This window comes from Streptomyces sp. NPDC006711, assembly GCF_042869775.1.
In the GTDB taxonomy this organism is placed as follows: domain Bacteria; phylum Actinomycetota; class Actinomycetes; order Streptomycetales; family Streptomycetaceae; genus Streptomyces.
Window position 1 is genome coordinate 18,091 of the sequence record NZ_JBIAGO010000026.1, and the last position, 24,456, is coordinate 42,546.

Sequence of the window (24,456 nt, forward strand, 5' to 3'; positions counted from 1 at the left end):
TCAGTCGCGTACGCACCGCAGGGATCAGGGAACCGCTCGTCCGTGACTACTTGCCCGGGACGCGCACGATCAGCGCGTCGCCCTGGCCGCCGCCGCCGCACAGCGCGGCCGCGCCCACACCGCCGCCGCGCCGCTTCAGTTCGAGGGCGAGGTGCAGCACCAGGCGGGCGCCCGACATGCCGATCGGGTGGCCGAGCGCGATCGCGCCACCGTTGACATTCACCTTTTCCAGGGACACCCCGAGGTCCTTCATTGACTGCACGGCGACCGCGCCGAAGGCCTCGTTGATCTCGATCAGGTCGAGGTCCCCGACCGTGATGCCCTCCTTGGCGACCGCGTGCTTGATCGCGTTCGAGGGCTGCGAGTGGAGCGAGCTGTCGGGGCCCGCCACATTGCCGTGCGCGCCGATCTCGGCGATCCACTCAAGGCCCAGCTCCTCGGCCTTGGCCTTGGACATCACGACCACCGCGGCCGCGCCGTCGGAGATCTGCGAGGCGGTGCCTGCCGTGATGGTGCCGTCCTTGGCGAAGGCCGGGCGCAGCTTGGCGAGCGAGGCGACGGTCGTGTCCGCGCGGATGCCCTCGTCCTTGGCGAACAGGACCGGGTCGCCCTTGCGCTGCGGGATCTCGATGGGGGTGATCTCGGCCTCGAAGACGCCGTTCTTCTGGGCGGCCGCGGCGCGCTGGTGGGAGGCGGCGCCGACCTCGTCCTGCTCGGCGCGAGCGATGCCGAGGTGGACGTTGTGCCGCTCGGTCGCCTCACCCATCGGAACGTGGTCGAAGGGGTCGGTCAGACCGTCGTGCGCCATCGAGTCCAGCATCTCGATCGCGCCGTACTTGAAGCCCTCACGGGACCCCGGCAGCACGTGCGGGGCGTTGGTCATGGACTCCTGGCCGCCGGCCACCACGATCTCGAACTCACCGGCGCGGATCAGCTGGTCGGCCAGCGCGATCGCGTCCAGACCCGAGAGGCACACCTTGTTGACGGTGAGGGCGGGCACGCTCATCGGGATGCCGGCCTTGACCGCGGCCTGGCGCGCGGGGATCTGGCCGGCGCCCGCGGTGAGCACCTGCCCCATGATCACGTACTGCACCTGGTCGCCGCCGATGCCGGCCCGGTCCAGGGCCGCCTTGATGGCGAAGCCGCCGAGGTCGGCGCCGGAGAAGGACTTGAGGGAGCCGAGGAGGCGGCCCATGGGCGTACGGGCGCCCGCGACGATCACTGAGGTGGTACCGGTCGTTCCAGACATGAGGCACGGCCCTTAGGGAGGTGAGGTGTGAACGAGAGGGGGTCTGGGGGGCGATACCCCCAGGCAGGAGGTGCACTGCGAATGTACTGAGCGGTACTGCCCACGTCACCGGGCAGCCGGTGTGATCGCGCGCACGTTGCGTAACCGCCCCCGGGGGCGCTGCACTGGACCCATGCTGACGCGAATCGACCACATCGGGATCGCCTGTCTCGACCTCGACAAGACCGTCGAGTTCTACCGTGCCACCTACGGCTTCGAGGTGTTCCACACCGAGGTCAACGAGGAACAGGGCGTGCGCGAGGCCATGCTCAAGATCAACGAGACGTCCGACGGCGGCGCCTCCTACCTCCAGCTCCTCGAACCGACCCGCGAGGACTCCGCGGTCGGCAAGTGGCTCGCCAAGAACGGCGAGGGCGTCCACCACATCGCCTTCGGCACCGGGGACGTCACCGCCGACTCCGAGGCCATCCGGGACAAGGGCGTACGGGTCCTGTACGACCGGCCGCGCACCGGATCCATGGGCTCGCAGATCACCTTCCTGCACCCCAAGGACTGTCACGGCGTGCTCACCGAACTCGTCACGTCCGCCCCCCAGGACAGCACGGACACCACCGCCCACTGAGCCCGCACGGATGGAGGCCGGACCTCCGGATACTCGGCCCGGTACAGTGGGCGGTTCCGGGCCGGGGTCGGGTCGGGGCCTGGGACCCACGCCCCTGCTGTGATCTGACACCATCACCGGGGGCCCCGTCCGTCGTGAGCGGTCGGACGGTGCTCGTTGGGGCAGTGTTCGCGACCAGGGGACGGATGGGACCGCGCAGTGCGGGGCTACGAACGCCAGGAGAGCCAGAGCCACCGGCCTGACGACCACCTCTCGCGGTTCGAGGCCGAGATGGAGCGGCTGAAGACCGAGCGGGAGAAGGCCGTTCAGCACGCCGAGGATCTCGGCTACCAGGTCGAAGTGCTGCGCGCCAAGCTCCACGAGGCGCGCCGCAATCTCGCGACCCGTCCCGCCTACGACACGGCGAACGTCGGCTACCAGGCCGAACAGCTGCTGCGCAACGCCCAGATGCAGGCCGAGCAGTTGCGCACCGACGCCGAACGCGAACTGCGTGACGCCCGCGCCCAGACCCAGCGCATCCTCCAGGAGCACGCCGAGCACCAGGCGCGCCTCCAGGCCGAGCTGCACGCCGAGGCCGTCAACCGCCGTCAGCGCCTCGACCAGGAGCTGGCCGAGCGCCGCGCGACCGTCGAGTCGCACGTCAACGAGAACGTGGCGTGGGCCGAGCAACTGCGCGCCCGTACCGAGGCGCAGGCCCGCCGGCTCATGGAGGAGTCGCGCGCGGAGGCCGAGCAGTCCCTCGCCGCCGCCCGCGCGGAAGCCACCCGGATCGCCGAGGAGGCCCGTCAACGCCTCGGCGCCGAGGCCGAGTCGGCGCGTGCGGAGGCCGAGGCCACCCTGCTGCGCGCACGCAAGGACGCCGAGCGGCTGTTGACCGCCGCCTCCGCCCAGGCCCAGGAAGCCACCGCGCACGCCGAGCAGTTGCGTACGACCACCACCGCGGAGGCCGACCAGGCACGCCAGCATGCGGCCGAGTTGAGCCGCGCCGCCGAGCAGCGGATGCAGGAGGCGGAGGCCGCGCTGCGCGAGGCGCGGGCCGAGGCCGAGCGCGCGGTCAGCGAGGCGAAGGAGGCCGCGGCCAAGCAGGTCGCGAGCGCCGAGTCCGCCAACGAGCAGCGCACCAGGACCGCGAAGACCGAGATCGCGCGTCTTGTCGCGGAGGCCACCAAGGAGTCCGAGACCCTCAAGGCGGAGGCCGAGCAGGCGCTCGCGGACGCGAAGGCGGAGGCCGAGCGGCTGCGCACCGAGGCCGCCGAGTCGGCCCGCACGAGCGCGGCCGAGGACACCGCGGCCCAGCTCGCCAAGGCGGCGCGCACGGCCGAGGAGGTACTGACCAAGGCGTCCGAGGACGCCCGTGAGACCACCCGCAAGGCGTCCGAGGAGGCCGAGCGGATCCGCCGGGAGGCGGAGGCCGAGGCCGAGCGGCTGCGCGGCGAGGCGGCCGAGCAGGCCGACGAGCTCAAGGGCGCGGCCAAGGACGACACCAAGGAGTACCGGGCCAAGACGGTCGAGCTCCAGGAGGAGGCGCGTCGGCTGCGCGGCGAGGCCGAGCAGCTGCGCGCCGATGCGGTCGCCGAGGGCGAGCGCATCAGGGGCGAGGCGCGGCGCGAGGCCATCCAGCAGATCGAGGAGGCGGCCAGGACCGCCGAGGAGCTGCTGGCCAAGGCGAAGGCGGACGCGGAGGAGCTGCGCACGACGGCGGGCAACGAGTCCGAGCGGGTGCGCAATGAGGCCGTCGAGCGGGCCGGCACGCTGCGCAAGCAGGCCGAGGAGACCCTGGAGCGCACCCGCGCCGAGGCCGAGCGGATGCGCGCGGAGGCCGAGGAGCAGGCCGAGCGGACCACCGCGGACGCCGAAGAGGGCGCCGCGCGCCTGCGCGAGGAGACCGAGCGGGCGATAGCGGCCCGTCAGGCCGAGGCCGCAGAGGAACTGGCCCGGCTGCACGCCGAGGCCGAGCAGCGCCACGCCGCCGCCGAGCAGGCCCTCACCGACGCCCGCGCCGAGGGCGAGCGGATCCGGCGCGAGGCGGCGGAGGAGACCGAGCGCATCCGCACGGAGGCCGCCGAGCGGATCCGTACGCTCCAGGCGCAGGCCGAGCAGGAGGCCGAGCGGCTGCGCGCCGAGGCCGCCGCCGACGCCTCGACCGCGCGTTCGGAGGCGGAGAACGCGGCCGTGCGGCTGCGCACCGAGGCCGCGACGGAGGCCGAGCGCCTGAAGTACGAGGCGCAGGAGGCCGCCGACCGGATGCGCGCCGAGGCAGCGGCCGCCGCCGAGCGGGTCGGCGCCGAGGCAGCGGAGGCACTGGCCGCAGCGCAGGAGGAGGCCGTACGGCGCCGCCGCGAGGCCGAGGAGACGCTGGGCTCGGCGCGCGCCGAGGCCGATTCGGAGCGTGCCCAGGCCCGCGAGCAGAGCGAGGAGCTGCTTGCCTCCGCCCGCAAGCGGGTGGAGGAGGCGCAGGCCGAGGCGCAGCGGCTCGGCGAGGAGGCCGACCGGCGCGCCACCGAGCTGGTATCGACGGCCGAGCAGACCGCCAAGGACGTACGGGACTCCGTGGCCGGGCTCCGCGAGGAGGCCGAGCAGGAGATCGCCGGGCTGCGCAGCGCCGCCGAGCACGCGGCCGAGCGCACCACGAGTGAGGCGCAGGAGGAGGCGGACCGGGTCCGCGCCGACGCGCACGCCGAGCGCGAGCGCGCGGGCGAGGACGCGAGCCGGGTCAGGGCCCGGGCCCAGGAGGAGTCCGAGGCCGCCAAGGCGCTGGCCGAGCGGACCGTCGCGGACGCCATGGCCGAGGCGCAGAAGGCCCGTTCGGACGCCGCCGAGTACGCGCAGCGCATGCGGACGGAGGCCTCCGACGCGCTGGCCTCCTCCGAGCAGGACGCGGCCCGCACCCGGGCCGAGGCCCGCGAGGACGCCAACCGGATCCGCTCCGACGCCGCGAGCCAGGCCGACCGTCTGGTCACCGAGGCGACGGCGGAGGCGGAGCGGCTCGCCGCGGAGTCCACCGCCGAGGCGGAGCGTCTGGTCGGCGAGGCCCAGCAGGTCCGCGTGGAGGGCCAGGCCGAGGCCGACGCGCTGCGCGCCGAGGCGCGCGAGGAGGCCGAGCGGGTCACCGCCGCCGCGATCGCCGAGGCCGACGCGGTCACGACGGCCGCCCGCGAGGAGGCCGAGCGCGTCACGAGCAAGGCGCACGCGGACGCCGAGCGCACCACCAACGAGGCGAACGCGTATGCCGAGTTGGTCACCACCGAGGCGCGCGCCGACGCCGGTTCCACGCTCGGCGCGGCCAACGCCGAGGCGGAGCAGACCATAAGCGAAGCCCGTGCCGAGGCCGAGCGGCTGCTCGACGAGGCACGCCGGGCCGCCGACAAGCGGCGCTCGGACGCGGCCACGCAGGCCGACCAGCTCATCGCGGAGGCGAGCGGCGAGGCCGAGCGGCTGCGCGCGGAGGCCGCGGAGACGGTGGGTTCGGCCCAGCAGGCCGCCGAGCGCATCCGGGCCGAGGCCGAGAAGAACCGTGCCCGCGCGGACGAGGCCGCGGAGAAGACGCGTACCGAGGCGCGCGAGGAGGCGGACCGGCTGCTCGACGAGGCACGCACGGCCGCCGCCAAGCGCCGCGCCGACGCCGCCGAGCAGGCCGACCAGCTCATCAACAAGGCGCGGGAGGAGGCGCTGCGCGCCGCAACCGAGGCCGAGGAGCAGGCCGACACGATGGTCGGCGCGGCCCGCAAGGAGGCGGAGCGGATCGTCGCGGAGTCCACCGTGGAGGGCAACACGCTGGTGGAGAAGGCCCGTACGGACGCGGACGAGCTGCTGGCGGGTGCCCGTCAGGACGCCACCGCCATAAGGGAGCGCACCGAGGAGGCGCGGGCGCGCACCGAGGCGGAGATCGAGGAGCTGCACGACCGGGCCCGCCGCGAGAGCGCCGAGCAGATGAGGACGGCGGGCGAGCGCGTCGACAAGCTGGTGAAGGCGGCGACCGAGCAGGCCGCCGAGGCGGAGGCCAAGGCCAAGGCGCTGGTGTCGGACGCCAACACCGAGGCGGGCAAGGTCCGTATCGCCGCGGTGAAGAAGGCGGAGGCGCTGCTCAAGGAGGCCGAGACCAAGAAGGCCGAGCTGATCCGCGAGGCGACCGCGCTGCGCGACGAGGCCGAGGCCGAGGCGCGCCGCACGGTGGAGGAGGGCAAGCGCGAACTGGACGTGCTGGTGCGGCGCCGGCAGGACATCAACGCCGAGATCTCCCGTGTCCAGGACGTACTTGAGGCGTTGGAATCCTTCGAGGCGCCGGCCGGGGGCGGCAAATCCGGGTCGGGCGGCGGTTCCTCCGCAGGTGTCAAGGCTGGTGCGGCGGCCGGAGCAACACGTTCGAGTGGCAAGTCCTCCGAGGGCTAGCCACTCAAAAGGCTGGACATTCTCCAGATCAAACGGGCATCCGCTCGATGACACGCCGCTTGGGCCCCTAGGATTCCCTTATCACCTCACCGGTCTCATTCGACAGGAACCCCATGAGCGACACTTCCTCCCCCTTCGGCTTCGAGCTCGTGCGGCGCGGTTACGACCGCGGTCAGGTGGATGACCGCATTACCAAGCTCGTCGCCGACCGTGACAGCGCTCTGGCACGGATCACTTCTCTGGAAAAGCGCATCGAGGAGCTTCACCTCGAAACGCAGAACGCCCAGGCCCAGGTGAACGACGCGGAGCCGTCGTACGCGGGACTCGGCGCGCGGGTCGAAAAGATCCTGCGGCTCGCCGAGGAAGAGGCCAAGGACCTGCGCGAGGAGGCCCGCCGGGCCGCCGAGCAGCACCGCGAACTGGCGGAGTCCGCCGCCCAGCAGGTGCGCAACGACGCCGAGTCGTTCGCCTCCGAGCGCAAGGCGAAGGCCGAGGACGAGGGCGTACGGATCGTCGAGAAGGCGAAGGGTGACGCCTCTCAGCTCCGTTCCGAGGCGCAGAAGGACGCGCAGTCCAAGCGCGAGGAGGCGGACGCTCTCTTCGAGGAGACCCGCGCCAAGGCCGCCCAGGCCGCCGCGGACTTCGAGACCAACCTGGCCAAGCGCCGCGAGCAGTCCGAGCGCGACCTGGCGTCGCGTCAGGCCAAGGCCGAGAAGCGTCTCGCGGAGATCGAGCACCGCGCGGAGCAGCTGCGCCTGGAGGCCGAGAAGCTGCGTACGGACGCGGAGCGCCGGGCGCGCCAGACGGTGGAGACGGCGCAGCGCCAGGCCGAGGACATCGTGGCCGACGCCAACGCCAAGGCGGACCGCATCCGTTCGGAATCCGAGCGGGAGCTCGCGGCGCTCACCAACCGCCGCGACTCGATCAACGCGCAGCTCACCAACGTCCGCGAGATGCTGGCGACGCTGACCGGCGCGGCCGTGGCCGCCGCCGGTTCCCCGGTCGACGACGAGCCCGTCTCGCGCGGCGTTCCGGCGCAGCAGTCCCGCTAGTTCGCGGACCTTCCCCCGTGGGCCGCGAAAAAAACGTGAAGCCCCCTGCCATTCCAGTGGCGGGGGGCTTTGTCGACGTCTAGCGTGGCCGCATGATCGAGCTTGAGGGCCTTACCAAGCGCTACGGCCGCAAGGTCGCGGTCGACCAGCTCTCCTTCCAGGTCAGACCGGGTGTGGTGACCGGCTTCCTGGGGCCCAACGGAGCCGGCAAGTCGACGACCATGCGCATGCTGCTCGATCTGGACAACCCGACCAGCGGCACCGTACGCATCGACGGCAAGCACTATCGCGAGCTGGCCGAGCCGCTGAAGTACATCGGGGCGCTGCTCGACGCCAAGGCGATGCACGGCGGCCGCACCGCCTACAACAATCTGCTGTGCCTGGCCCAGTCCAACCGGATCCCGGCGTCTCGGGTCTTGGAGGTCCTGGACACGGTGGGTCTGACGGCGGTGGCGAAGAAGAAGGCGAAGGGGTTCTCGCTCGGCATGGGCCAGCGCCTGGGAATCGCCTCCGCGCTGCTCGGCGACCCCGAGATCCTGATGTTCGACGAACCCGTCAATGGTCTGGACCCCGAGGGAATTCACTGGATCCGCAATCTGATGAAGCAACTCGCGAGTGAGGGACGGACGATCTTCGTTTCGTCCCACCTGATGAGCGAAATGGCGCTCACGGCGGATCACTTGATCGTTATCGGGCAGGGCCGACTGCTCGCCGATACATCGATGGCCGATTTCATCCGGCAGAACTCGCGGAGTTTCGTACGGCTGCGTTCGCCGCAGTGGGAACGGCTTCTGGACGTGCTCGGCGAGGCCGGCATCGCCTTCGTCCAGACCGGCGACGGCGCCGTGGAAGTCGACAACGGCAGGATCGAGGCACTGGGTGAACTGGCCGCCCGCCACCAGCTCGTCCTGCACGAACTGTCCGGCCAGCAGGCCTCGCTCGAAGAGGCGTTCATGCAGATGACGGCGGGTTCCGTGGAGTACCACGCGCACGGCGCCACCACACCGGGCGGGCCGCCCGTGGCGCCGCCCGACTGGGGCGCGGGGCAGCCGACGCCGCGCTGGGGCGCGACCGACCAGGGCAAGGGGGTCTGAGCCATGGCAGCGGTAGCCGCGGTGCTCAAGTCCGAGTGGACCAAGATCCGTACGGTCTCCTCCACCATCTGGACGCTGGCCAGCGCCCTGATCGCCACGGTCGCGATCGGCGCGGCGCTCTGCGCCCTGATGCGGACGCAGTTCGACGACCTCAAGCCCGCCGAGCGGCTGACCTTCGACCCGACGCTCATCAGCTTCTCCGGAATGATCCTCGGCCAGCTGGCGATGGTCGTCTTCGGCGTCCTGGTCGTCGGCACCGAGTACAGCTCGGGCATGATCCGTTCCTCGCTCGCCGCCGTACCCCGGCGCGCCACCTTCCTCTTCTCCAAGGTCACGGTGGCCACCGCGCTGGCACTCGTGGTGGGCCTGGTGACCAGCTTCCTGACCTTCTTCCTCGGCCAGGCGCTGCTCGGCCCGCACAGGACCACGATCGGCGAGCCCCATGTGCTGCGCGCGGTCATCGGCGCCGGGCTCTACATGGCGCTGATCGCGCTGTTCTCGATGGGCGTGGCCGCGATGCTGCGCAGTTCCATGCTCTCGCTCGGCATCCTGATGCCGTTCTTCTTCCTCGTCTCGCAGATCCTGTCCGCCGTGCCGGGCGCCAAGGACGTCGCCCGCTACTTCCCGGACCGAGCCGGCTCGAAGATCATGCAGGTGGTCCCGGACGCCATGAACAGCGACCCGGCGCCGTACGGGCCCTGGGCCGGTCTCGGCATCATGGCGCTGTGGGTGATCGCGGCGCTGGCCGGGGGCTATCTGGTCCTCAGGCAGCGGGACGCCTGAGGCACGCGGTGACCGTGGGGCCGGCGATCACGACTGAGCCGGAACCGTCAAGGCCTGGATAAGCTCCTCACTCATACGGGGGCATGCCGGCCGTGCGCCGGACACCGCCCCGACGACCACACCGTCGATGGGGCTGGAGAATGATCGAGGCAGTCGGCCTGACGAAGCGCTACGGCGCCAAGACAGCCGTGCACAACCTTTCCTTCGAGGTGCGGCCGGGCGCGGTCACCGGCTTCCTCGGGCCCAACGGCTCGGGGAAGTCCACGACCATGCGCATGATCCTCGGCCTCGACCAGCCGAGCGCGGGACACGTCACCATCGGGGGCCACCCCTTCAACCGCCTGCCCAACGCCCCGCGCCAGGTCGGCGCCCTGCTCGACGCCAAGACGGTGCACGGCGGCCGCAGCGCCCGCAACCACCTCCTCTCGCTCGCCCAGCTCTCCGGCATCCCGGCCCGCAGGGTCGACGAAGTGCTCGGCGTGGTCGGGCTCCAGGACGTCGCCACCCGGCGCTCGAAGGGCTTCTCGCTCGGCATGGGCCAGCGCCTGGGCATCGCCGCCGCCCTGCTCGGCGACCCGGCGGTGCTGCTCTTCGACGAGCCGGTCAACGGCCTCGACCCCGAGGGCATTCTGTGGGTGCGCAACCTGATGAAGCGGCTCGCCGCCGAGGGCCGCACCGTGTTCGTCTCCTCGCACCTCATGAGCGAGATGGCCCTGACCGCCGACCATCTCATCGTGATCGGCCGGGGCCGGCTCCTCGCGGACCTGAGCGTCACCGAGTTCATCTCGCGCAACTCCGCGGACTTCGCGCGCGTCCGCACCCCCGCCGCCGAACCCGCCCAGCGCGAGAAGCTGACGGCCGCGCTGACCGAGGCCGGCGGCCAGGTGCTCCCCGAGCCGGACGGCGCGCTGCGGGTGGCCGGGCTCGCGCTGCCCCGCATCAGCGAGGTGGCCCACGAGGCGGACGTACGCCTGTGGGAGCTCTCGCCGCACCAGGCCTCCCTGGAGGAGGCGTACATGCGGCTGACGCAGAGCGCGGTCGACTACCGCTCCACCACGGACGAGAAGGCGGGCCTGCGGGCCGAGACGCCGCCCGGGTACGCGCCGCCGCCGGTGATCCCCGAGGTGCCGACGCGGGGCTGGTACGCCCCGCCGCCGCCCAGCCCGAACCCGTACGCGGACCCGTCGGGCACCCGGCGGCCGACGACCGGGGCGCCCGAGCCGCAGCCGCCGCTCCCGGAGGCCGCAGGGCTCCCGGCCGCTCCCCCGGTCCCCCAGGAGCCCGCCGGCCCCGCCGACGCCGCACCGACCACGCCCGAGGACACCCGATGACAACCCCTCACCAGCAGCAGCCGCCCCTCCCGCAGGGGCCGGGCGGACCGCTCGGCACGTACACCTCCCCGATCGCCGTGCGGCCCGCCACCTTCCGCGACGCGCTCGCCTCCGAGTGGACCAAGATCCGGTCCGTGCGCTCCACCCTGTGGACGCTCGGCATCCTCCTCGTGCTCCTGCTGGGCCTCGGCCTGCTCATCGGCTTCGTCGTCAGGTCCACGAGCCACGACACCAAGGACACCTCGGTCCTGGTGCTCGGCGCCTACGGTGTGCTGCTCGGCTCCCTGTGTGTGATCACGCTCGGCGTGCTGACGATCACCTCGGAGTACGGCACAGGGATGATCCGTACGACGTTCATGGCCTGCCCGAGCCGGGGGCGGATCCTGGCCGCGAAGTCGGTGGTGTTCTTCCTGATCGCGTTCGCCATCGTGACGGCGGGCGCCACGATCGTGGCCGTCTGCCAGAACGCGATGGTGCCGTACGGATCGACGCCGTCCGGCGATGAGTGGCTGCGCGCCACCGTCGGCATCGGGCTCTACGTCGCGATGCTCGGGCTGCTCTCGCTCGCGGTGGGCACGGTGATCCGGCACTCGGCGGGGTCGATCACCATCATGATCGGGGTGGTGCTGCTCCCGATGGTCCTGGCGCTGTTCATGTACACCGATTCGCTGACCGACGTGCGGAACTTCCTCATGTCCTACTCGATCCCCAGCCAGATGATCTCCTTCTACGGCGGCTACGTCACGAGTTCGGGGCCGAGCGGCTGGGGCTCCCTGGGGATCATCACCGGGATCACCGCCGTCGCGCTCGGCGGGGCCTACCTCTCGCTCAAGACGCGGGACGTATAGGCGCGTTCGGCACCGGCCCCGGCGGCTCTCAGTACCGGGGCGCGTTCCTGGACCGCTGCACCCGCGTGGTGCGGCGGTCCTTCGCGTTCCAGCAGGCCTTGTGCCAGTGCCTGCGCTCGTCCACGCCCCCGTACTCGGGCCAGGCGACCAGGTGCGGCGCGCCGGAGGGGATCTCCTGGTCGCAGCCCGGGCAGCGGTAGCGCTTGCCGGCGGCGCTGGCGCCCGCCACGTGCCGCACCGACCACTCCTCGCCCTGCCAGAACTCGGTGCCCTGGAGGCCGAAGCGGTCACCGGTGGCCGCCCGGCTCTCGGACTCGGACGGCTTGTCGCCGCCCTTGGGGCGGTTGCGGCGCGGGGACACGTGGACACCTCATGGGGCGGGCGGACGTTTCTCTCCAGCCTAGGCCCACGCGGTGCGGGTACCCGTCCGGGGAGGACCTGCGACCGTCACCCTTTCGAGGGACTTTTAGCGGACAATCGCAAGAAGTTGGCGCCTGGCCGTGCCCTTGGCACTTGTCAGACGTTCTTGCCAGTAAGAGGGGGGAAGCCGCGTCGGCCGCAAGGAGGCAGAAGGCGATGCGTGTGGGCACTTTTGTACTGGCAGCCCAGTTCCCTGGCCAAGGGCAGGGAGAAACGCTCCATCGGGCGGTCCGGTCCGTCGAAGTGGCCGAGGAGGCCGGGCTCGACGCGGTGTGGCTGGCCGAGCACCACTTCGTACCGTACGGCGTGTGCCCGTCCGCCGTGACGCTGGCGGCGTTACTGCTCGGGCGCACCCGGCGGATCAGGGTCGGCACCGCGGTCTGCGTGCTGCCGACGTCCCACCCGGTGACGCTCGGCGAGCAGGCCGCGCTGTTGCACCTCACCTCCGGCGGACGGTTCTCGCTCGGTGTGGGGCGGGGCGGGCCCTGGGTCGATCTGGAGGTGTTCGGCTCCGGACTCCCCGCGTACGAGCAGGGGTTTCCGGAATCGCTCGATCTGCTCCTGCGCTGGTTGCGCGAGCCCCGCGTCGGCGCCCAGGGTGAACGATTCGCCTTCCGGGAGGTCGCGGTGGTGCCGCGGCCGGCCGAGATTTTGGACGGCGGGCCCGACGACGCCTGCCCCGAGGTGATCGTGGCCTGCACCTCCCCCACGAGCGTGCGGCTGGCCGCCCGGCGCGGGCTCCCGATGCTGCTCGGGATGCACTGCGGCGACGAGGAGAAGGCGGAGATGGTCGCGCTGTGGCGCGGGGAAGCGCTCGCGGCCGGTCACGCGCCGGAGCGGGTCGCGGCGGCGGGCCATGTGTCGGCGGGCGTCGCGCAGATCGGCGACCGGGGTGCCGGGGCCGCCGAGACGGTGCTCAAGTCGATGCCGGGATGGCTGAAGCAGGGGCTTGACGCCCATGTGACGGTGGACGGCCGCCGGCGCGCGATGCGCGACCCGGTCGCGTACACCGAATTCCTCTGCGGCATCCACCCGGTGGGCACCCCCCGGCTGGCCGCCGACCGGCTGGCCGCCACATCGGAACGCACGGGCATCACCCGCTTCGCCCTCCTCGTCGAGGGCTCGGGCGACCTGGCCGCCACCGAGGAGAACGTCCGCAGGCTCGGCTCGGAGGTACTGCCGCTGCTGGCCTAGGCACACCAGGGGCAAGCGGCGCGGTCCCTCAACCGGCCCCCGCCCCGCGTCAGTTGTGCCTCCCGCGACGCGGAGCGGTGGCGAGCCCGTCAGCAGTCCCGAAGCTCCGGGGACTGGTTGAGCAGCTGACCCCTGATGGAGGTGAAGCGGGCAAGCCGCTCATCGGACGAGGGGTCCAGAGGGAACACCGCGACACGGTGGCAGTTCTGGAACGCCAGACGGACACCGAAGTGCCGCTGGAGCGCACCGCGAATGGCGTCACTCGCAAGAGCGCGCAGCAGCTGGCCGCGCGCCTGCTCGTCCGGCGGTGGCGTCTGGTTGTCGGCGAACGCTCCGCCGTCGACCTTCAGCTGGGCCACCAGAGAGCTGATCATCTCCCACGCGTAGGGCAGGGAGGTCCGGACGCAGTCGACGAAGGCGGCTTCGTCGACCTCGCCTCGCTCGGCCTGTTCGAGTAGGGCCGGTGAGACGTCGAGCGACATGGTTTCTCCTCTCGCGACCCCGGGGAGCGGGGCCTTACGGGCAGGGAAAGGGAGCATGACGGCCGTCTCTTTCGACAACGCAGCGTGCGCGGCCGACAACCTCCCGCGTCCACGGTAGGCGCGATACGGGGCCGATGGCAGGTACTTGGCACATAACCGGCCAATAACGAACAGTGCACTCCTGGGCGAATCGCGTTCGACGGGGGGAGTCGAGTAGCGTTGCGCCCCATGCGTCTCGTCATCGCCCGCTGCTCCGTCGACTACGCGGGCCGGCTCACCGCCCACCTCCCCTCCGCCCCCCGTCTCATCCTGGTGAAGGCGGACGGCAGCGTGTCCATCCACGCTGACGACCGGGCCTACAAGCCTCTCAACTGGATGTCTCCGCCCTGCACCCTCAAGGAGGGGACCGGGGACGACGAAGGCGTCTGGACGGTCGTCAACAAGGCGGGCGAGAAGCTCATCATCACGATGGAGGAGATCCTTCACGATTCCGCCCACGAACTGGGCGTCGACCCGGGCCTGATCAAGGACGGCGTGGAAGCACACCTCCAGGAACTGCTCGCCGATCGCATCGACACCCTCGGCGAGGGCTACACCCTGATCCGCCGCGAGTATCCGACGGCCATCGGCCCGGTGGACATCCTGTGCCGGGACGGCGACGGCCGGACGGTGGCGATCGAGATCAAGCGGCGCGGCGAGATCGACGGCGTCGAGCAGCTGACCCGGTATCTGGAACTGCTCAACCGGGACCCGCACCTCGCTCCCGTCCAGGGCGTCTTCGCGGCCCAGGAGATCAAGCCCCAGGCCCGCGTGCTCGCCACCGACCGCGGCATCGGCTGTGTGGTGCTGGACTACAACGCCCTGCGCGGCATCGAGGACGACAAGCTCCGCCTGTTCTGAGCCCGGTCCGACCCCTGTCCGGCCCAGGCCCGGCCCCGGTTCGGAGCACGGCGGAAGGGGCCCGCGGAGTGCCGCGGGCCCCTTCTCGTGTGCGTACGCGTACGGACGCGCGCGCGGGCTGTGCGTGGCCTACGTCGAGGGCTGCGTGGATCCGGCAGGCGCCAAGGACGTGGGAGGGGCGGAGTTCGAGCCCCCCGGCGGACTGGTGCCCCCGCTGCCCGGCGTCGACGAGGAGGCCGGCGGCGAGGGGGTGGTCGGCGGCTCGGACTTGGTCGGGTTGGGTGTCGGGTCCGGGGGCGTCGGGTGCGTGGGCGCCCCCGTGCCGGTGCCGGGGGGCCTGCCGGGGGTCGAGGACTTGCCCGGGCCCGGGGTCGACGCGCCGGGGGACGGACGGCCCGTGGCGCCCGGGTGGCTCGGGGTCGTGCTGGTATCCGGGGCGGGCCGGCCCGAGGTGCCGGGCCTTGGGGTGGCGCCCGGCTTGCTCGGACTCACCGGTCCGTGCCCCTTGTTGTCGCCGGGCTTCGCGCCGGTGCTCGGGCTTTCGGTGCCCGTGTCCGCGTCGCCGCCGCCGTCCTCGTTCGCGGACTGCCGCTGTTTGACGTCGTCGCCCTGGCCGTCGCCGCCGCTGTTGGAGGTCGCGCCGAGGGTGACCACCGTGCCGAGCACCGCGGCGAGCAGCGCGCCCGCGCCGGCCGCGACGAGGTTGCGCCGGGCGCCGCCGAACAGGGCGCGGCGCGCCTTGGGCATGGCGGCGCCGACCGGGGTGTCCCTGCGGGTGGTGGGCGGGCCCGCGTGGCTGGGGAGTTGGGCGGTCACCACCGCCGACGACGGGTCCGTGTGCGGCGTGCGGGGCCCCTCTGGAGGGGCCGGCGGCGGCTCCTGTCCGAAGAGGGCGCGCCCGCCCGGCAGCGGCTCGCCGGAGCGGTCCTCGACCAGGGCGAGGGCCCGGCGGCCCGCGACCGTGCCGCGCTTGTCGGAGAGCGCGCCGCGCAGCCCGATGGATGCCTCCAGCTCGGCGCGGGCCCGGTCGAGCCCGCCGTTGCAGAGCGCGAGGACGCCCAATTCGTGGTGGAAGTACGCCTCTTCGGCGACCTCGCCGGTCAGACGGGCCGCCTCGGAGCCGATCCTCAGGGCCCGCTCCCACGCGCCCCAGTGCAGTCCCGCGGCGAAGACGGGCGCGGCGGTGCGGGCCAGTTCGACCGCGGCGGCGGGGTGGCCCGGCTCGTCGCCGGGCACGAGCGCGCTCATCGCGGCGAGCACCGCGTCCGCCTCCATGGCGGCCCGTTCGGGGGCGACCGAAGGGTGCCCGGTCCACCAGGTGTAGTGCCGGGCGGCGCTCTGGGCGAGCTCGCCCGCGTCCGCGGCGTAACCGCTGTTCTCCAGCTGGGTCAGGACGCCCGCCGCGAGCCGGTAGCGGGAGCCGGCCGGGGAGAGGAGTCCGCTGTCGAGGAGTTCGCCGAGGCTGGCGTCCGCGTGGGTGTCGCCGACGAGGGCCGGCAGGTGCGCCTGGTGCGGCACCTCACCACCGAGCGCGACGGCGAAGCGCAGGGTGGCCCGCGCGGCCTCGCTCAGCCGGGAGGCGAGCAGGGCGGCGGGGGCGGCGCCTTCGCCGAGCGAGGGCAACGGCACCTCGCGGCCCTCGCCCGTGAACACCGACGCCTCGGCGGCCTCGTCCTTCGGAAAGCCGTACGGGTCACGGGAGTTGGGCTCGCCGCGCAGCCGGTCGCGCCGGCGCAGCAGGGCGCCGGCCTGGACGAAGCGCAGCGGCAGGCCCTGGGACTCGAACCAGAGGTCGCCCGCCCAGTTGGCCTCCTCGTCGGTGAGCGGCCGGTCGACGGCCTGCTCCAGGAGTTCGAGCGAGGCGTTGCGGCCGAGGCCCGCGAGCGGGACCTCCTCGACGCCCGACTCGGTGTGCGGGGCCTGCACATCGGGCGTGGCGGCGAGCAGATAGGCGCACTCGGGGGTGGCAAGGAGCAGTTCTTCGAGAGTGGACCCGCCGAACTCCAGGTCGTCGAGCACCACGACCGCGCCGATGTCACGGACCCGGCCGAGCAGGGTGGCACGGTCGAGCCGGTGCAGGGGGGCGTCGAAGACCGTGGCGTACAGCTCACGCAGCAGCTCGGTGGGGCCGCGCCGGTGGCCCGAGAGGCGTACGACGCCGTCGGGGGCGAGCTCGGCGCAGTCGGCGGCGACGGCGTCCAGCAGGGCGCTGCGGCCTGAGCCTGCGGCCCCGGTGAGCCGTACGGAGCGGCCACGGCCGAGGAGGCGTACGAGCCTGGCGCGCTCCTGGGCCCGTTCGAGCAGGGCGGGCGTGGGGCTCATGAGCCCCGGCGGCAGGGGCGGCAGGGCGGCTCTTTGGTGCTCGGCCCGGTCGGCGGCGGCGCGGCGGGGCGCGCGCCGGGGTATCGCGCCGGGCGGGCAGTTCTCGATCTCGCTGCCGTCGACCGGGTTGACGGTCAGCAGGAAGTCGCCGGCGACGAGCTGGACGGTGCGGGCCTGGGTGGCGGCGCGCGGGGTGAACTCGGCGGAGGCGGGCTCCTTGTCGCGCGGCGGGCGCTGCGGCCCGGCGCCCGGTTGCGCGTGTGCGCCCGCAACGCCTGCCGTGTCGTCGGCACGGTTGAACTCTTCCGGTCCCCGGCTCGTCGGGTCCATGGTGAAAGCCCCCCAGATGCGTGGTGCGTAAGGAATGCCCCTCCGGCCCTTACGCACTTCGCTCTTCGCTGTCGCTTCTGGTCCGATGCCCGCCGTGTGGGTTCGTCGATCGGCGGGAAGCCGAACCCTAGACCGTGGGACAGTATCTCCGAACGGCCGGGGTGCCGCCCCGTCCAGGACGTCATGGTCTCGTGAGGATTGCGCGCGGAGTCCGTTTACCGCACCCCTGTCATGACAACGCCCGTCTTCGGCAAGGGGATAGGCCCCCGCGCCCGACGCATCCGGGTCGTACGAGCGCTCGCGCGCCGCGTGCAGCCGCCTTCGCGCTCGCGGCCGGCTACACGCGGGGCAGGGCCTCCGCCACGATGCCGCCCTCGATCGCGAGGATGCGGTGCAGCCGGGTGGCGACCAGGAGGCGCTGCATCTGGGGCGGCACGCCGCGCAGCACGAGACGCCGGCCGCACCGGCCGGCCCTGCGGTGCGCGCCCATGATCACGCCGAGCCCGGTGGCGTCCCACGAGTCGAGTTCGGTGAGGTCGAGCACGAGATCACCGGCCCCGTCGTCGACCGCCGAGTGCAGGGCCGTACGGGCGTCCGCCGCGCTGCGGACGTCGAGGCGGCCCCCGACGACCAGCTCGACGTGGTCGCCCCTGATGTGCATATGCGCTCCTGACAGATGCTCTGGCTTTTACGACAACCGACTCAACAACTGACTGCCGCACGGGCAGGGAAGTTGCCGCCCGTGAGCGAACCGATACCTAATTCACCCCATGGGGTGAGGTCGGGGGGTGCCGGGCGGTTCAGTGCTTGTAGAAGCCCTGCCCGCTCTTGCGGCCGATGTCACCGGCGTCCACCATCCGGCGCATCAGCTCCGGCGGGGCGAACTTCTCGTCCTGGGACTCCGTGTAGATGTTGCTGGTGGCGTGCAGGAGGATGTCCACGCCGGTGAGGTCGGCGGTGGCGAGCGGGCCCATGGCGTGGCCGAAGCCCAGCTTGCAGGCGAGGTCGATGTCCTCGGCGCTGGCCACGCCCGACTCGTACAGCTTGGCCGCCTCGACGACGAGCGCCGAGATGAGGCGGGTGGTGACGAAGCCGGCCACGTCGCGGTTGACCACGATGCAGGTCTTGCCGACCGACTCGGCGAACTCCCGGGCGGCGGCGAGCGTTTCGTCGCTCGTCTTGTAGCCGCGCACCAGCTCGCACAGCCGCATCATCGGCACCGGCGAGAAGAAGTGGACGCCGACGACCCGCTCGGGGTGCTCGGTGGCGGCCGCGATCTTCGTGATCGGGATGGCGGAGGTGTTGGAGGCGAGCACGGTCTCCGGGCGCACGATCTTGTCGAGCGTGCGGAAGATCTCGTGCTTGACCTCAAGCTTCTCGAAGACGGCCTCGACGACGACATCGGCGTCGGCGGCGGCGTCCAGATCGGTGGTCGTGGTGATGCGGGCGAGCGCGGCCTCGGCGTCCTCGGCGGCCAGCTTGCCCTTGCTCACGAACTTGTCGTACGAGGCCTTGATGCCGTCGGTGCCCCGGGTGAGGGCTTCGTCGGTGACGTCGCGCAGGACGACGTCCCAGCCCGCCCGGGCAGAGACCTGCGCGATACCGGACCCCATGAGTCCGGCTCCGATGACGGCGAGCTTCCTGGCCACGACACTTCCCTCCAACAGGTTTCCACCCAAGCCTTCTTGGCGGAGGCTATCGGCCGAGCGGCCTTCTGGGAGGGCGAAGAGATACGCGTCACGCCCGCCCGCCTCCCGGCCGCCGCCCCTTTACGAGGCTCTTCGAGCCGCCCACGCCTTTTTTCATGACGGACATCACACACCGGTTCACCAGTCGGCGTGAGGTGGGTCTCAGCGGGCGCCCCGTACGGCGTAGTTGAGCACACCGTCCCCGAGCAGCCCCTCCATCTCGTCGATCAGGACCAGCACCTCGCGGGAGACCTCCCTCGGGTCGCGGCCGGCCATCATCTCGCGGCCGATGGCCGCCATCGCCGTCTGGTGGACCCAGCTGATCTGCCCGGCGACCAGTGAGGGCAGCGGCTCATCCGGGCGCGCTTGGACCTCTTGGCGCAAGGTGGTGTCCAGGTTCTCCAGGACTTCCTGGCCCACCGCCCACAACCGGGCCTTGAGCGCGGGCGAGTCGTGGATGACGGCCATGAACCGGCTGTAGTCCTCCATCAGGCCGACCCGGGGCGACACCGACTCCACCTCGGCGCGCAGCTCGCGCAGGACGGCGGCGGCGGCCGACTCCCCCTCGTCCCGACCGCGCACCCAGCGCGAGAGCCGGTCCACGACGCCGTGGCTCCGGTCGAAGAACAGGTCTTCCTTGGCGGGGAAGTAGTTGTAGACGGTGTTCACCGAGACGTCGGCCACGTCGGCGATCTCGGCGATGGTGACCGCCTCGAAGCCGCGCTCGATGAAGAGCCCGGTGGCCAGATCCGAGATCCGCTGCCTGGTCTCGCGCTTCTTCCGCTCCCTGAGCCCTTCTGCCATGCCGCCAGCGTAGACGAACCACTGCACCCCCTTAAAACTTAGAGGCATTGCAAAATTGGTGAGACTCTGTTTTTCTGGAGCCATGGCAATCATCAGCACGGCCGGGCTCGCCCGGACCTTCCAGGGCAGGGGCGGGCCTGTCGAGGCGGTGCGGGGCATCGACCTGACGGTGCGCGAGGGCGAGATCCTGGGCTTCCTCGGGCCCAACGGCGCGGGCAAGACCACGACCCTGCGCATGCTCACCACGCTGCTCCCGCCGACCGGCGGCGCCGCGACCGTGGCCGGGTACGACCTGGTGCGCGAGCCGTCGGCGGTGCGCGCGGCGTGCGGATACGTGGCCCAGTCCGGCGGCCTCGACCCCACCGTCTCGGTACGCGAGGAGCTGGTCACCCAGGGCCGCCTCTACCGGCTCACCAAACCCCAAGCCGCCCTGCGCGCGCGGGAATTGGCGGCGGAGCTCGGCCTCGAAGACCTCCTGGAACGCAAGACGTCCACGCTCTCCGGCGGCCAGCGCCGGCGGCTGGACATCGCGATGGGCCTGACGCACCGGCCCAAGGTGCTCTTCCTCGACGAGCCGACCACCGGGCTCGACCCGGGCAGCCGCGCCGACCTGTGGGACCTGGTCCGGCGGATCCGCGCCGAGCACGGCACCACCGTCTTCCTCACCACCCACTACCTGGACGAGGCCGACGCGCTCGCCGACCGCCTGGTGGTCGTCGACCGGGGCGTGGTCGCGGCCGAGGGCACACCGGCCCACCTCAAGACCCGGTACGCGAAAAGCGCGGCCGCCTCGCTCCAGGACGCCTTCCTCGCCATCACCGGGCGCAGCGCCACCCCCCAGGAAACCGCCCCCGTAGCCGTCTAGGACTCCCCCATGACCGTCTCACCTTTGCTGCGTGACACCGCGCTGGTCTTCGGCAGGTACGCCCGCCAGACCCTGCGCTCCAAGTTCCAGATCTTCTTCGGCGTCCTGATGCCGCTGCTCTACCTGCTCTTCTTCGGCCCGCTTCTGACCGGCATGCCGCTGGGCTCCCGGGGCAGCTCCTGGCAGGTGCTCGTGCCCGGCCTGCTGCTCCAACTCGCCCTGTTCGGCGCCTCGTTCACGGGTTTCGGGGTCATCATCGAGAACAGCTGGGGCGTCGTGGAGCGCCTGCGCGTCACGCCCGTGTCCCGTCTTGCGCTGCTGCTCGGCCGGGTCCTTCGGGACTGCGCGCTCTTCGTCTTCCAGGCGGGCTTGCTCGTCCTGACCGCCCTGGCGATGGGCCTGCGGGCCCCGCTCCCCGGCATCCTCATAGGCTTCGCCTTCGTGGCCCTGCTGGCCCTGGCGCTGGCCTCGCTGTCGTGCGCGCTGGCCATGAAGGTGCCCACGCCCCAGGGGTTCGGCCCGTTGGTCAACGCCATCGCCATGCCCTCGATGCTGCTCTCCGGTCTGATGCTGCCCATGACGCTCGCGCCAGCCTGGCTGAACGTGCTCTCGCATTTCACGCCGCTGCGCTATCTGGTGGACGCGGTGCGCTCGGCCTATCTCGGCGCGTACGCCACGCCGGCCATGCTGTACGGGGCCCTGGTGGCGGCGGGGTTCGCGGGGGCGGCCGTGACGGTGGGCACACGGGTCTTCCGGACGGCCGGAGCGTAACTACGCTGGCGGCATGGTCAATCTGACGCGCATCTACACCCGCACCGGCGACCAGGGCACGACGGCCCTGGGCGACATGAGCCGGACCGCCAAGACCGATCTGCGGATCGCGGCGTACGCCGACGCCAATGAGGCCAACGCCGTCATCGGCACGGCCATCGCGCTCGGGCAGCTGTCCGAGGAGGTCGTGAAGGTGCTCGTCCGGGTCCAGAACGACCTCTTCGACGTCGGGGCGGACCTCGCGACGCCGGTCGTCGAGAACCCCGAGTACCCGCCGCTGCGGGTCGAGCAGTCGTACGTGGACAAGCTGGAGGCGGACTGCGACCGCTTCCTGGAGGACCTGGAGAAGCTGCGGAGCTTCATCCTGCCCGGCGGCACGCCCGGGGCGGCGCTGCTGCACCAGGCGTGCACGGTGGTGCGGCGGGCGGAGCGCTCGACGTGGGCGGCGTTCGAGGTCCACGGCGAGGCGATGAACCCCCTCACCGCCACCTACCTGAACCGCCTCTCCGACCTCCTGTTCATCCTGGCCCGCGTGGCCAATGTGGGGGTGGGGGATGTGTTGTGGGTGCCGGGGGGAGAGCGGTAACGCCGCTATTTGGGGGCGAGTGCGGCCGGGTTGAGGGTGCGGGGGGTGGCTCCCCGGCCCCCTGGCGGGATGGCATCCGGTCCACACGGATCGCGGGCCGCGCGCGCCCGTTCGCGCCGTTCCCCGCGCCCCTGACGGGGTCCGTGCTGGCCCGCGCGGGCATAGTCAGCCCGTCCGGCGTTTGAGGACGAGCGCCCTTAAGGCGCGAACGGGGTCTGGGGCGGAGCCCCAGGGAGCTCGGGTGCGGACCGTGGGCGCTCCTCGCGCAGTTCCCCGCGCCCCTGGGCGGGGTCCGTGCTGGCCCGCATCGGCCACCTCAGCCCGTCATGGGGGTCCCCCCTGGCCCTTAAGGCCTTGGGGGAGATTGAGGACGAGCGCCCTTCAGGCGCGAACGGGGTCTGGGGCGGAGCCCCAGGGAGCTCGACTGCGGACCGTGCGGGGCTGGGCGCGCCGTTCCCCGCGCCCCTGACTACTCGGCGCCGGCCCGCATGGGCATACCTAGTGCTGTGACCGGGAAGGTCTGCTGCGGCCCAGCGCACCACGCCGGGTAGAGCGGAACTGACCGTCGTCAGGATCGACGGCCTCAAGGAGTTCGTTCGGCCAGGTCTACGACGCCGTCGAGGCCGCCCCCGGCGGCACCACCCACGGCAAGGACAAACAGAAGGTAGACCCGTCGAGCGCTACGTTCTCGCCAGCGAGCCGGAAACGATCTCCCAGATCCTGTGAACTACCTGTATGTTTCGCGGGTGTTCCGTGAAGGGTTCGTGTGCGGCGTTGCGGCGGCACGGGTCTGTGCGGTTGGCGCTCGGTGTGTGGACGTCTCGTTTTGGTGATGTCGCCGGGTGCCTCGTTTCCTGTGGGGGGATTCGCGATGCGTAGGTATGGTGCGCTTTTGCGCCGGTTCGCGGTGGGCGCGGCGGTTGCGATGTTTGGGCTGGGAGCGTTGGCGGCGCCAGCCGCGGCGGATGGCCAGGTGAAGCGGCCGGCTCTGGCCAAGCCTGTGCAGCCGCGCTGGACAGCGCCGGGCCTAAAGCTTCCCTCTGGTCCCCGCTCTTCGCCGGCAGCTGGTGTGCGTGCGGCAGGGGCGGTCACGCCGCGGTTCGACGCCGACAAGGACGGCGTCAGCGATCTGCTGATGCGTGGCCTGGACGATCAGCTGTATCTGGCGCGGTGGAAGACGGGCGAAGCCGAGCTTTATGTGCCGGGGTACACACTTCCGGATCCGTCGGGAACGTGGAAGGACGTCATCGAACCCGGTGATCTGGACGGTGACGGAGACCCCGAGCTGCTGGTGCTGGGGCCGGACGGCTCGTTGAAGCTGGTGCCGTCGAACAACTACGGCAAGCCGAATTGGTCAGATAAAGGCTGGCAGATCTACAACAAGGTCTTCGTGCCGGGCGACGTGACCGGCGACGGCAAGAACGACCTGATGGCCCGCACCCCCAACGGCGACCTCTACCTCTTCGCAGGCACCGGAAACCTGGCGGCACCGTTCGCCAACCGGATCCAGGTCGGCTGGAGCTGGAACATCTTCGATCAAGTCGTGGGCGCCGGAGACATGAACGGTGACGGCTTGGGTGACGTCGTAGCCCGCACCCCGGCCGGCGACCTGTTCTTCTACGCCGGCACCGGCAACGCCTCGGCCCCCCTGAAGTCCATGGTCAAAATCAGTGGCGGCTGGGGCGACTACAACCAGATCCTCACCCTCGACAACAACACCGGGCACGTCGACCTGATCGCCCGCGACGTCGCGGGAACCCTGTGGATGTACCCCGGCGACGACAAGGGCGGTCTCGGGGCCCGCGTCCAGCTCGGCACCGGCTGGCGGGGCGCCACCCTCGTGAACTCCGGCGGCAACCCCTTCTTCGGCAAGAACGAACTCATCGGCTGGGACACCACCAACACGCTCAACTACTACCTCGCCCGGGGCGACGGCTCCCTCGCCGACCGGCTCCTCATCGACGGCGACATGACCAGCTACGCCCTGAACAAGCTGTCCAGCGCCTCCTCGATGAACAACACCTCCCGCTGGTCCACCCTGACCCTGGTACGCGCCGACGGCCATCTCGAGATCAGCGGTAAGGACGTCGGCGCCGGATGGAACGTCATGACCGCCTTCGCAGGCATCGGAGACCTCAACAACGACGGCAACGGCGACCTGTTGGCCCGAGACTCTGCCGGGCACCTCTACTTCTACCCCGGCAACGGAGCCGACGGCATCGGATCCCGCACCGACATCGGCGGCGGATGGAACGCCTTCGACATCCTCGTCGGCGCCGGTGACGTCACCGGCGACGGGCTGCCCGACCTGCTCGCCCGGGAACCCGCCACCGGCCATCTGTGGCTCTACCCCGGCGCAGCGAAGGCCGGGTTCGGCGCACGCGTCGACATCGGTGGCGGCTGGAACATCTACAACAAGATCGCCGCCCCCGGCGACATGAACGGCGACGGCCTCGCCGACCTCGTGGGTACGGACGCCGCGGGTATCTCGTGGCGCTACGACGCCGACGGCACCGGGACCTTCCACACCAAGAGCAAGTTCGGCTCCGGCTGGAACATGCACAAGGCGATTTACTGAAGATGAGATCGCACTCTTCGAAGCATTGAGAGCGGTAAACCTTCGCCACAAAAGCACAGCGGTGTTGCGGCGCGGGGGACTCTCTCCGTCGACCCCGCGATATAAGTCGTAGATCCGGCAGTTTGGCGATTCCCCGTCAGGGCGCAAG

The 24,456-nt window shown here is 71.6% G+C and carries 20 protein-coding genes; 13 read left to right on the plus strand and 7 right to left on the minus strand.

Features of this window, described 5'->3' with window-relative positions:
* Positions 1-46: 46 nt before the first annotated feature.
* Positions 47-1,249, minus strand: coding sequence for an acetyl-CoA C-acetyltransferase (locus ACFYM2_RS32215; protein WP_350232702.1), 1,203 nt, complete (start codon positions 1,247-1,249; stop codon positions 47-49).
* Positions 1,250-1,421: 172 nt separating this feature from the next.
* On the opposite strand from ACFYM2_RS32215, the gene mce reads away from it, so the two are divergent.
* From mce to ACFYM2_RS32250, 7 genes are all read left to right on the plus strand, one after another.
* Positions 1,422-1,871, plus strand: coding sequence for a methylmalonyl-CoA epimerase (gene mce / locus ACFYM2_RS32220; protein WP_388841100.1), 450 nt, complete (start codon positions 1,422-1,424; stop codon positions 1,869-1,871).
* Between the two features lie 198 nt (positions 1,872-2,069).
* Complete coding sequence (gene scy / locus ACFYM2_RS32225; protein WP_388461835.1) at positions 2,070-6,260, plus strand: polarized growth protein Scy; 4,191 nt, start codon at positions 2,070-2,072, stop codon at positions 6,258-6,260.
* A 113-nt stretch (positions 6,261-6,373) separates the two neighbouring features.
* A complete protein-coding gene (locus tag ACFYM2_RS32230) occupies positions 6,374-7,312 on the plus strand; it encodes a cellulose-binding protein (protein WP_114038199.1) in 939 nt (312 codons plus the stop codon).
* 92 nt (positions 7,313-7,404) lie between these two features.
* A complete protein-coding gene (locus tag ACFYM2_RS32235) occupies positions 7,405-8,406 on the plus strand; it encodes an ATP-binding cassette domain-containing protein (protein ID WP_359008071.1) in 1,002 nt (333 codons plus the stop codon).
* A gap of 3 nt (positions 8,407-8,409) precedes the next feature.
* The gene (locus tag ACFYM2_RS32240; protein ID WP_359008074.1) at positions 8,410-9,189 is read left to right on the plus strand and encodes an ABC transporter permease; all 780 of its coding nucleotides are present in this window, start codon (positions 8,410-8,412) and stop codon (positions 9,187-9,189) included.
* 140 nt (positions 9,190-9,329) lie between these two features.
* Positions 9,330-10,520: an ATP-binding cassette domain-containing protein gene (locus ACFYM2_RS32245; protein WP_388841103.1), complete on the plus strand. Its 1,191-nt coding sequence runs from the start codon at positions 9,330-9,332 to the stop codon at positions 10,518-10,520.
* Positions 10,517-11,368 (plus strand): ABC transporter permease subunit, encoded by an 852-nt coding sequence (locus ACFYM2_RS32250; protein WP_388461832.1) that lies wholly within the window; start codon positions 10,517-10,519, stop codon positions 11,366-11,368. The genes ACFYM2_RS32245 and ACFYM2_RS32250 overlap by 4 nt, the downstream gene beginning before the upstream one ends.
* A gap of 28 nt (positions 11,369-11,396) precedes the next feature.
* Here ACFYM2_RS32250 and ACFYM2_RS32255 read toward each other — a convergent pair whose 3' ends face one another.
* Positions 11,397-11,729 carry an ATP/GTP-binding protein gene (locus tag ACFYM2_RS32255; RefSeq protein WP_359008082.1) on the minus strand — a complete coding sequence of 111 codons (333 nt, stop codon included), beginning with the start codon at positions 11,727-11,729 and terminating at the stop codon, positions 11,397-11,399.
* Positions 11,730-11,944: 215 nt separating this feature from the next.
* On the opposite strand from ACFYM2_RS32255, the gene ACFYM2_RS32260 reads away from it, so the two are divergent.
* On the plus strand, positions 11,945-12,982 hold the full coding sequence (locus ACFYM2_RS32260; protein WP_359008085.1) for an LLM class flavin-dependent oxidoreductase: 1,038 nt from the start codon (positions 11,945-11,947) through the stop codon (positions 12,980-12,982).
* Between the two features lie 89 nt (positions 12,983-13,071).
* Here ACFYM2_RS32260 and ACFYM2_RS32265 read toward each other — a convergent pair whose 3' ends face one another.
* Positions 13,072-13,464, minus strand: a complete 393-nt coding sequence (locus ACFYM2_RS32265) for an SCO5389 family protein (protein ID WP_100577461.1) — start codon at positions 13,462-13,464, stop codon at positions 13,072-13,074.
* A gap of 228 nt (positions 13,465-13,692) precedes the next feature.
* On the opposite strand from ACFYM2_RS32265, the gene nucS reads away from it, so the two are divergent.
* Positions 13,693-14,364, plus strand: coding sequence for an endonuclease NucS (gene nucS / locus ACFYM2_RS32270; RefSeq protein ID WP_350232692.1), 672 nt, complete (start codon positions 13,693-13,695; stop codon positions 14,362-14,364).
* A 129-nt stretch (positions 14,365-14,493) separates the two neighbouring features.
* On the opposite strand, the gene ACFYM2_RS32275 is transcribed toward nucS, so the two are convergent.
* The 4 genes from ACFYM2_RS32275 to ACFYM2_RS32290 form a co-directional block, all read right to left on the minus strand.
* Entirely contained in the window at positions 14,494-17,016 is a 2,523-nt protein-coding gene (locus ACFYM2_RS32275) for an ATP-binding protein (protein ID WP_388841107.1), read from the minus strand.
* A gap of 337 nt (positions 17,017-17,353) precedes the next feature.
* On the minus strand, positions 17,354-17,677 hold the full coding sequence (locus tag ACFYM2_RS32280; RefSeq protein WP_100577458.1) for an STAS domain-containing protein: 324 nt from the start codon (positions 17,675-17,677) through the stop codon (positions 17,354-17,356).
* A gap of 139 nt (positions 17,678-17,816) precedes the next feature.
* The gene (locus ACFYM2_RS32285) at positions 17,817-18,665 is read right to left on the minus strand and encodes a 3-hydroxyacyl-CoA dehydrogenase family protein (RefSeq protein WP_388841110.1); all 849 of its coding nucleotides are present in this window, start codon (positions 18,663-18,665) and stop codon (positions 17,817-17,819) included.
* 201 nt (positions 18,666-18,866) lie between these two features.
* On the minus strand, positions 18,867-19,508 hold the full coding sequence (locus ACFYM2_RS32290; protein ID WP_359008093.1) for a TetR/AcrR family transcriptional regulator: 642 nt from the start codon (positions 19,506-19,508) through the stop codon (positions 18,867-18,869).
* 82 nt (positions 19,509-19,590) lie between these two features.
* Here ACFYM2_RS32290 and ACFYM2_RS32295 point away from each other — a divergent pair, with 82 nt between their 5' ends.
* The 4 genes from ACFYM2_RS32295 (at position 19,591) to ACFYM2_RS32310 (ending at position 24,308) form a co-directional block, all read left to right on the plus strand.
* A complete protein-coding gene (locus ACFYM2_RS32295; RefSeq protein WP_359008096.1) occupies positions 19,591-20,373 on the plus strand; it encodes an ATP-binding cassette domain-containing protein in 783 nt (260 codons plus the stop codon).
* A 9-nt stretch (positions 20,374-20,382) separates the two neighbouring features.
* Entirely contained in the window at positions 20,383-21,144 is a 762-nt protein-coding gene (locus ACFYM2_RS32300; protein WP_359008099.1) for an ABC transporter permease, read from the plus strand.
* Positions 21,145-21,157: 13 nt separating this feature from the next.
* Entirely contained in the window at positions 21,158-21,730 is a 573-nt protein-coding gene (locus ACFYM2_RS32305; RefSeq protein ID WP_388841115.1) for a cob(I)yrinic acid a,c-diamide adenosyltransferase, read from the plus strand.
* A gap of 1,069 nt (positions 21,731-22,799) precedes the next feature.
* Positions 22,800-24,308 (plus strand): VCBS repeat-containing protein, encoded by a 1,509-nt coding sequence (locus tag ACFYM2_RS32310; protein ID WP_359007527.1) that lies wholly within the window; start codon positions 22,800-22,802, stop codon positions 24,306-24,308.
* Positions 24,309-24,456: the final 148 nt, after the last annotated feature.

Excerpts from the sequence above, each read along its gene's own strand:
- ACFYM2_RS32245 (WP_388841103.1), top strand. The coding sequence starts at position 9,330 with ATGATCGAGGCAGTCGGCCTGACGAAGCGCTACGGCGCCAAGACAGCC.
- ACFYM2_RS32305 (WP_388841115.1), top strand. The coding sequence starts at position 21,158 with ATGGTCAATCTGACGCGCATCTACACCCGCACCGGCGACCAGGGCACG.
- ACFYM2_RS32260 (WP_359008085.1), top strand. The coding sequence starts at position 11,945 with ATGCGTGTGGGCACTTTTGTACTGGCAGCCCAGTTCCCTGGCCAAGGG.
- mce (WP_388841100.1), top strand. The coding sequence starts at position 1,422 with ATGCTGACGCGAATCGACCACATCGGGATCGCCTGTCTCGACCTCGAC.
- ACFYM2_RS32295 (WP_359008096.1), top strand. The coding sequence starts at position 19,591 with ATGGCAATCATCAGCACGGCCGGGCTCGCCCGGACCTTCCAGGGCAGG.
- ACFYM2_RS32300 (WP_359008099.1), top strand. The coding sequence starts at position 20,383 with ATGACCGTCTCACCTTTGCTGCGTGACACCGCGCTGGTCTTCGGCAGG.
- nucS (WP_350232692.1), top strand. The coding sequence starts at position 13,693 with ATGCGTCTCGTCATCGCCCGCTGCTCCGTCGACTACGCGGGCCGGCTC.
- ACFYM2_RS32235 (WP_359008071.1), top strand. The coding sequence starts at position 7,405 with ATGATCGAGCTTGAGGGCCTTACCAAGCGCTACGGCCGCAAGGTCGCG.
- ACFYM2_RS32280 (WP_100577458.1), bottom strand. The coding sequence starts at position 17,677 with ATGCACATCAGGGGCGACCACGTCGAGCTGGTCGTCGGGGGCCGCCTC.
- ACFYM2_RS32250 (WP_388461832.1), top strand. The coding sequence starts at position 10,517 with ATGACAACCCCTCACCAGCAGCAGCCGCCCCTCCCGCAGGGGCCGGGC.
- ACFYM2_RS32265 (WP_100577461.1), bottom strand. The coding sequence starts at position 13,464 with ATGTCGCTCGACGTCTCACCGGCCCTACTCGAACAGGCCGAGCGAGGC.
- ACFYM2_RS32230 (WP_114038199.1), top strand. The coding sequence starts at position 6,374 with ATGAGCGACACTTCCTCCCCCTTCGGCTTCGAGCTCGTGCGGCGCGGT.
- ACFYM2_RS32215 (WP_350232702.1), bottom strand. The coding sequence starts at position 1,249 with ATGTCTGGAACGACCGGTACCACCTCAGTGATCGTCGCGGGCGCCCGT.
- ACFYM2_RS32275 (WP_388841107.1), bottom strand. The coding sequence starts at position 17,016 with ATGGACCCGACGAGCCGGGGACCGGAAGAGTTCAACCGTGCCGACGAC.
- ACFYM2_RS32290 (WP_359008093.1), bottom strand. The coding sequence starts at position 19,508 with ATGGCAGAAGGGCTCAGGGAGCGGAAGAAGCGCGAGACCAGGCAGCGG.
- ACFYM2_RS32240 (WP_359008074.1), top strand. The coding sequence starts at position 8,410 with ATGGCAGCGGTAGCCGCGGTGCTCAAGTCCGAGTGGACCAAGATCCGT.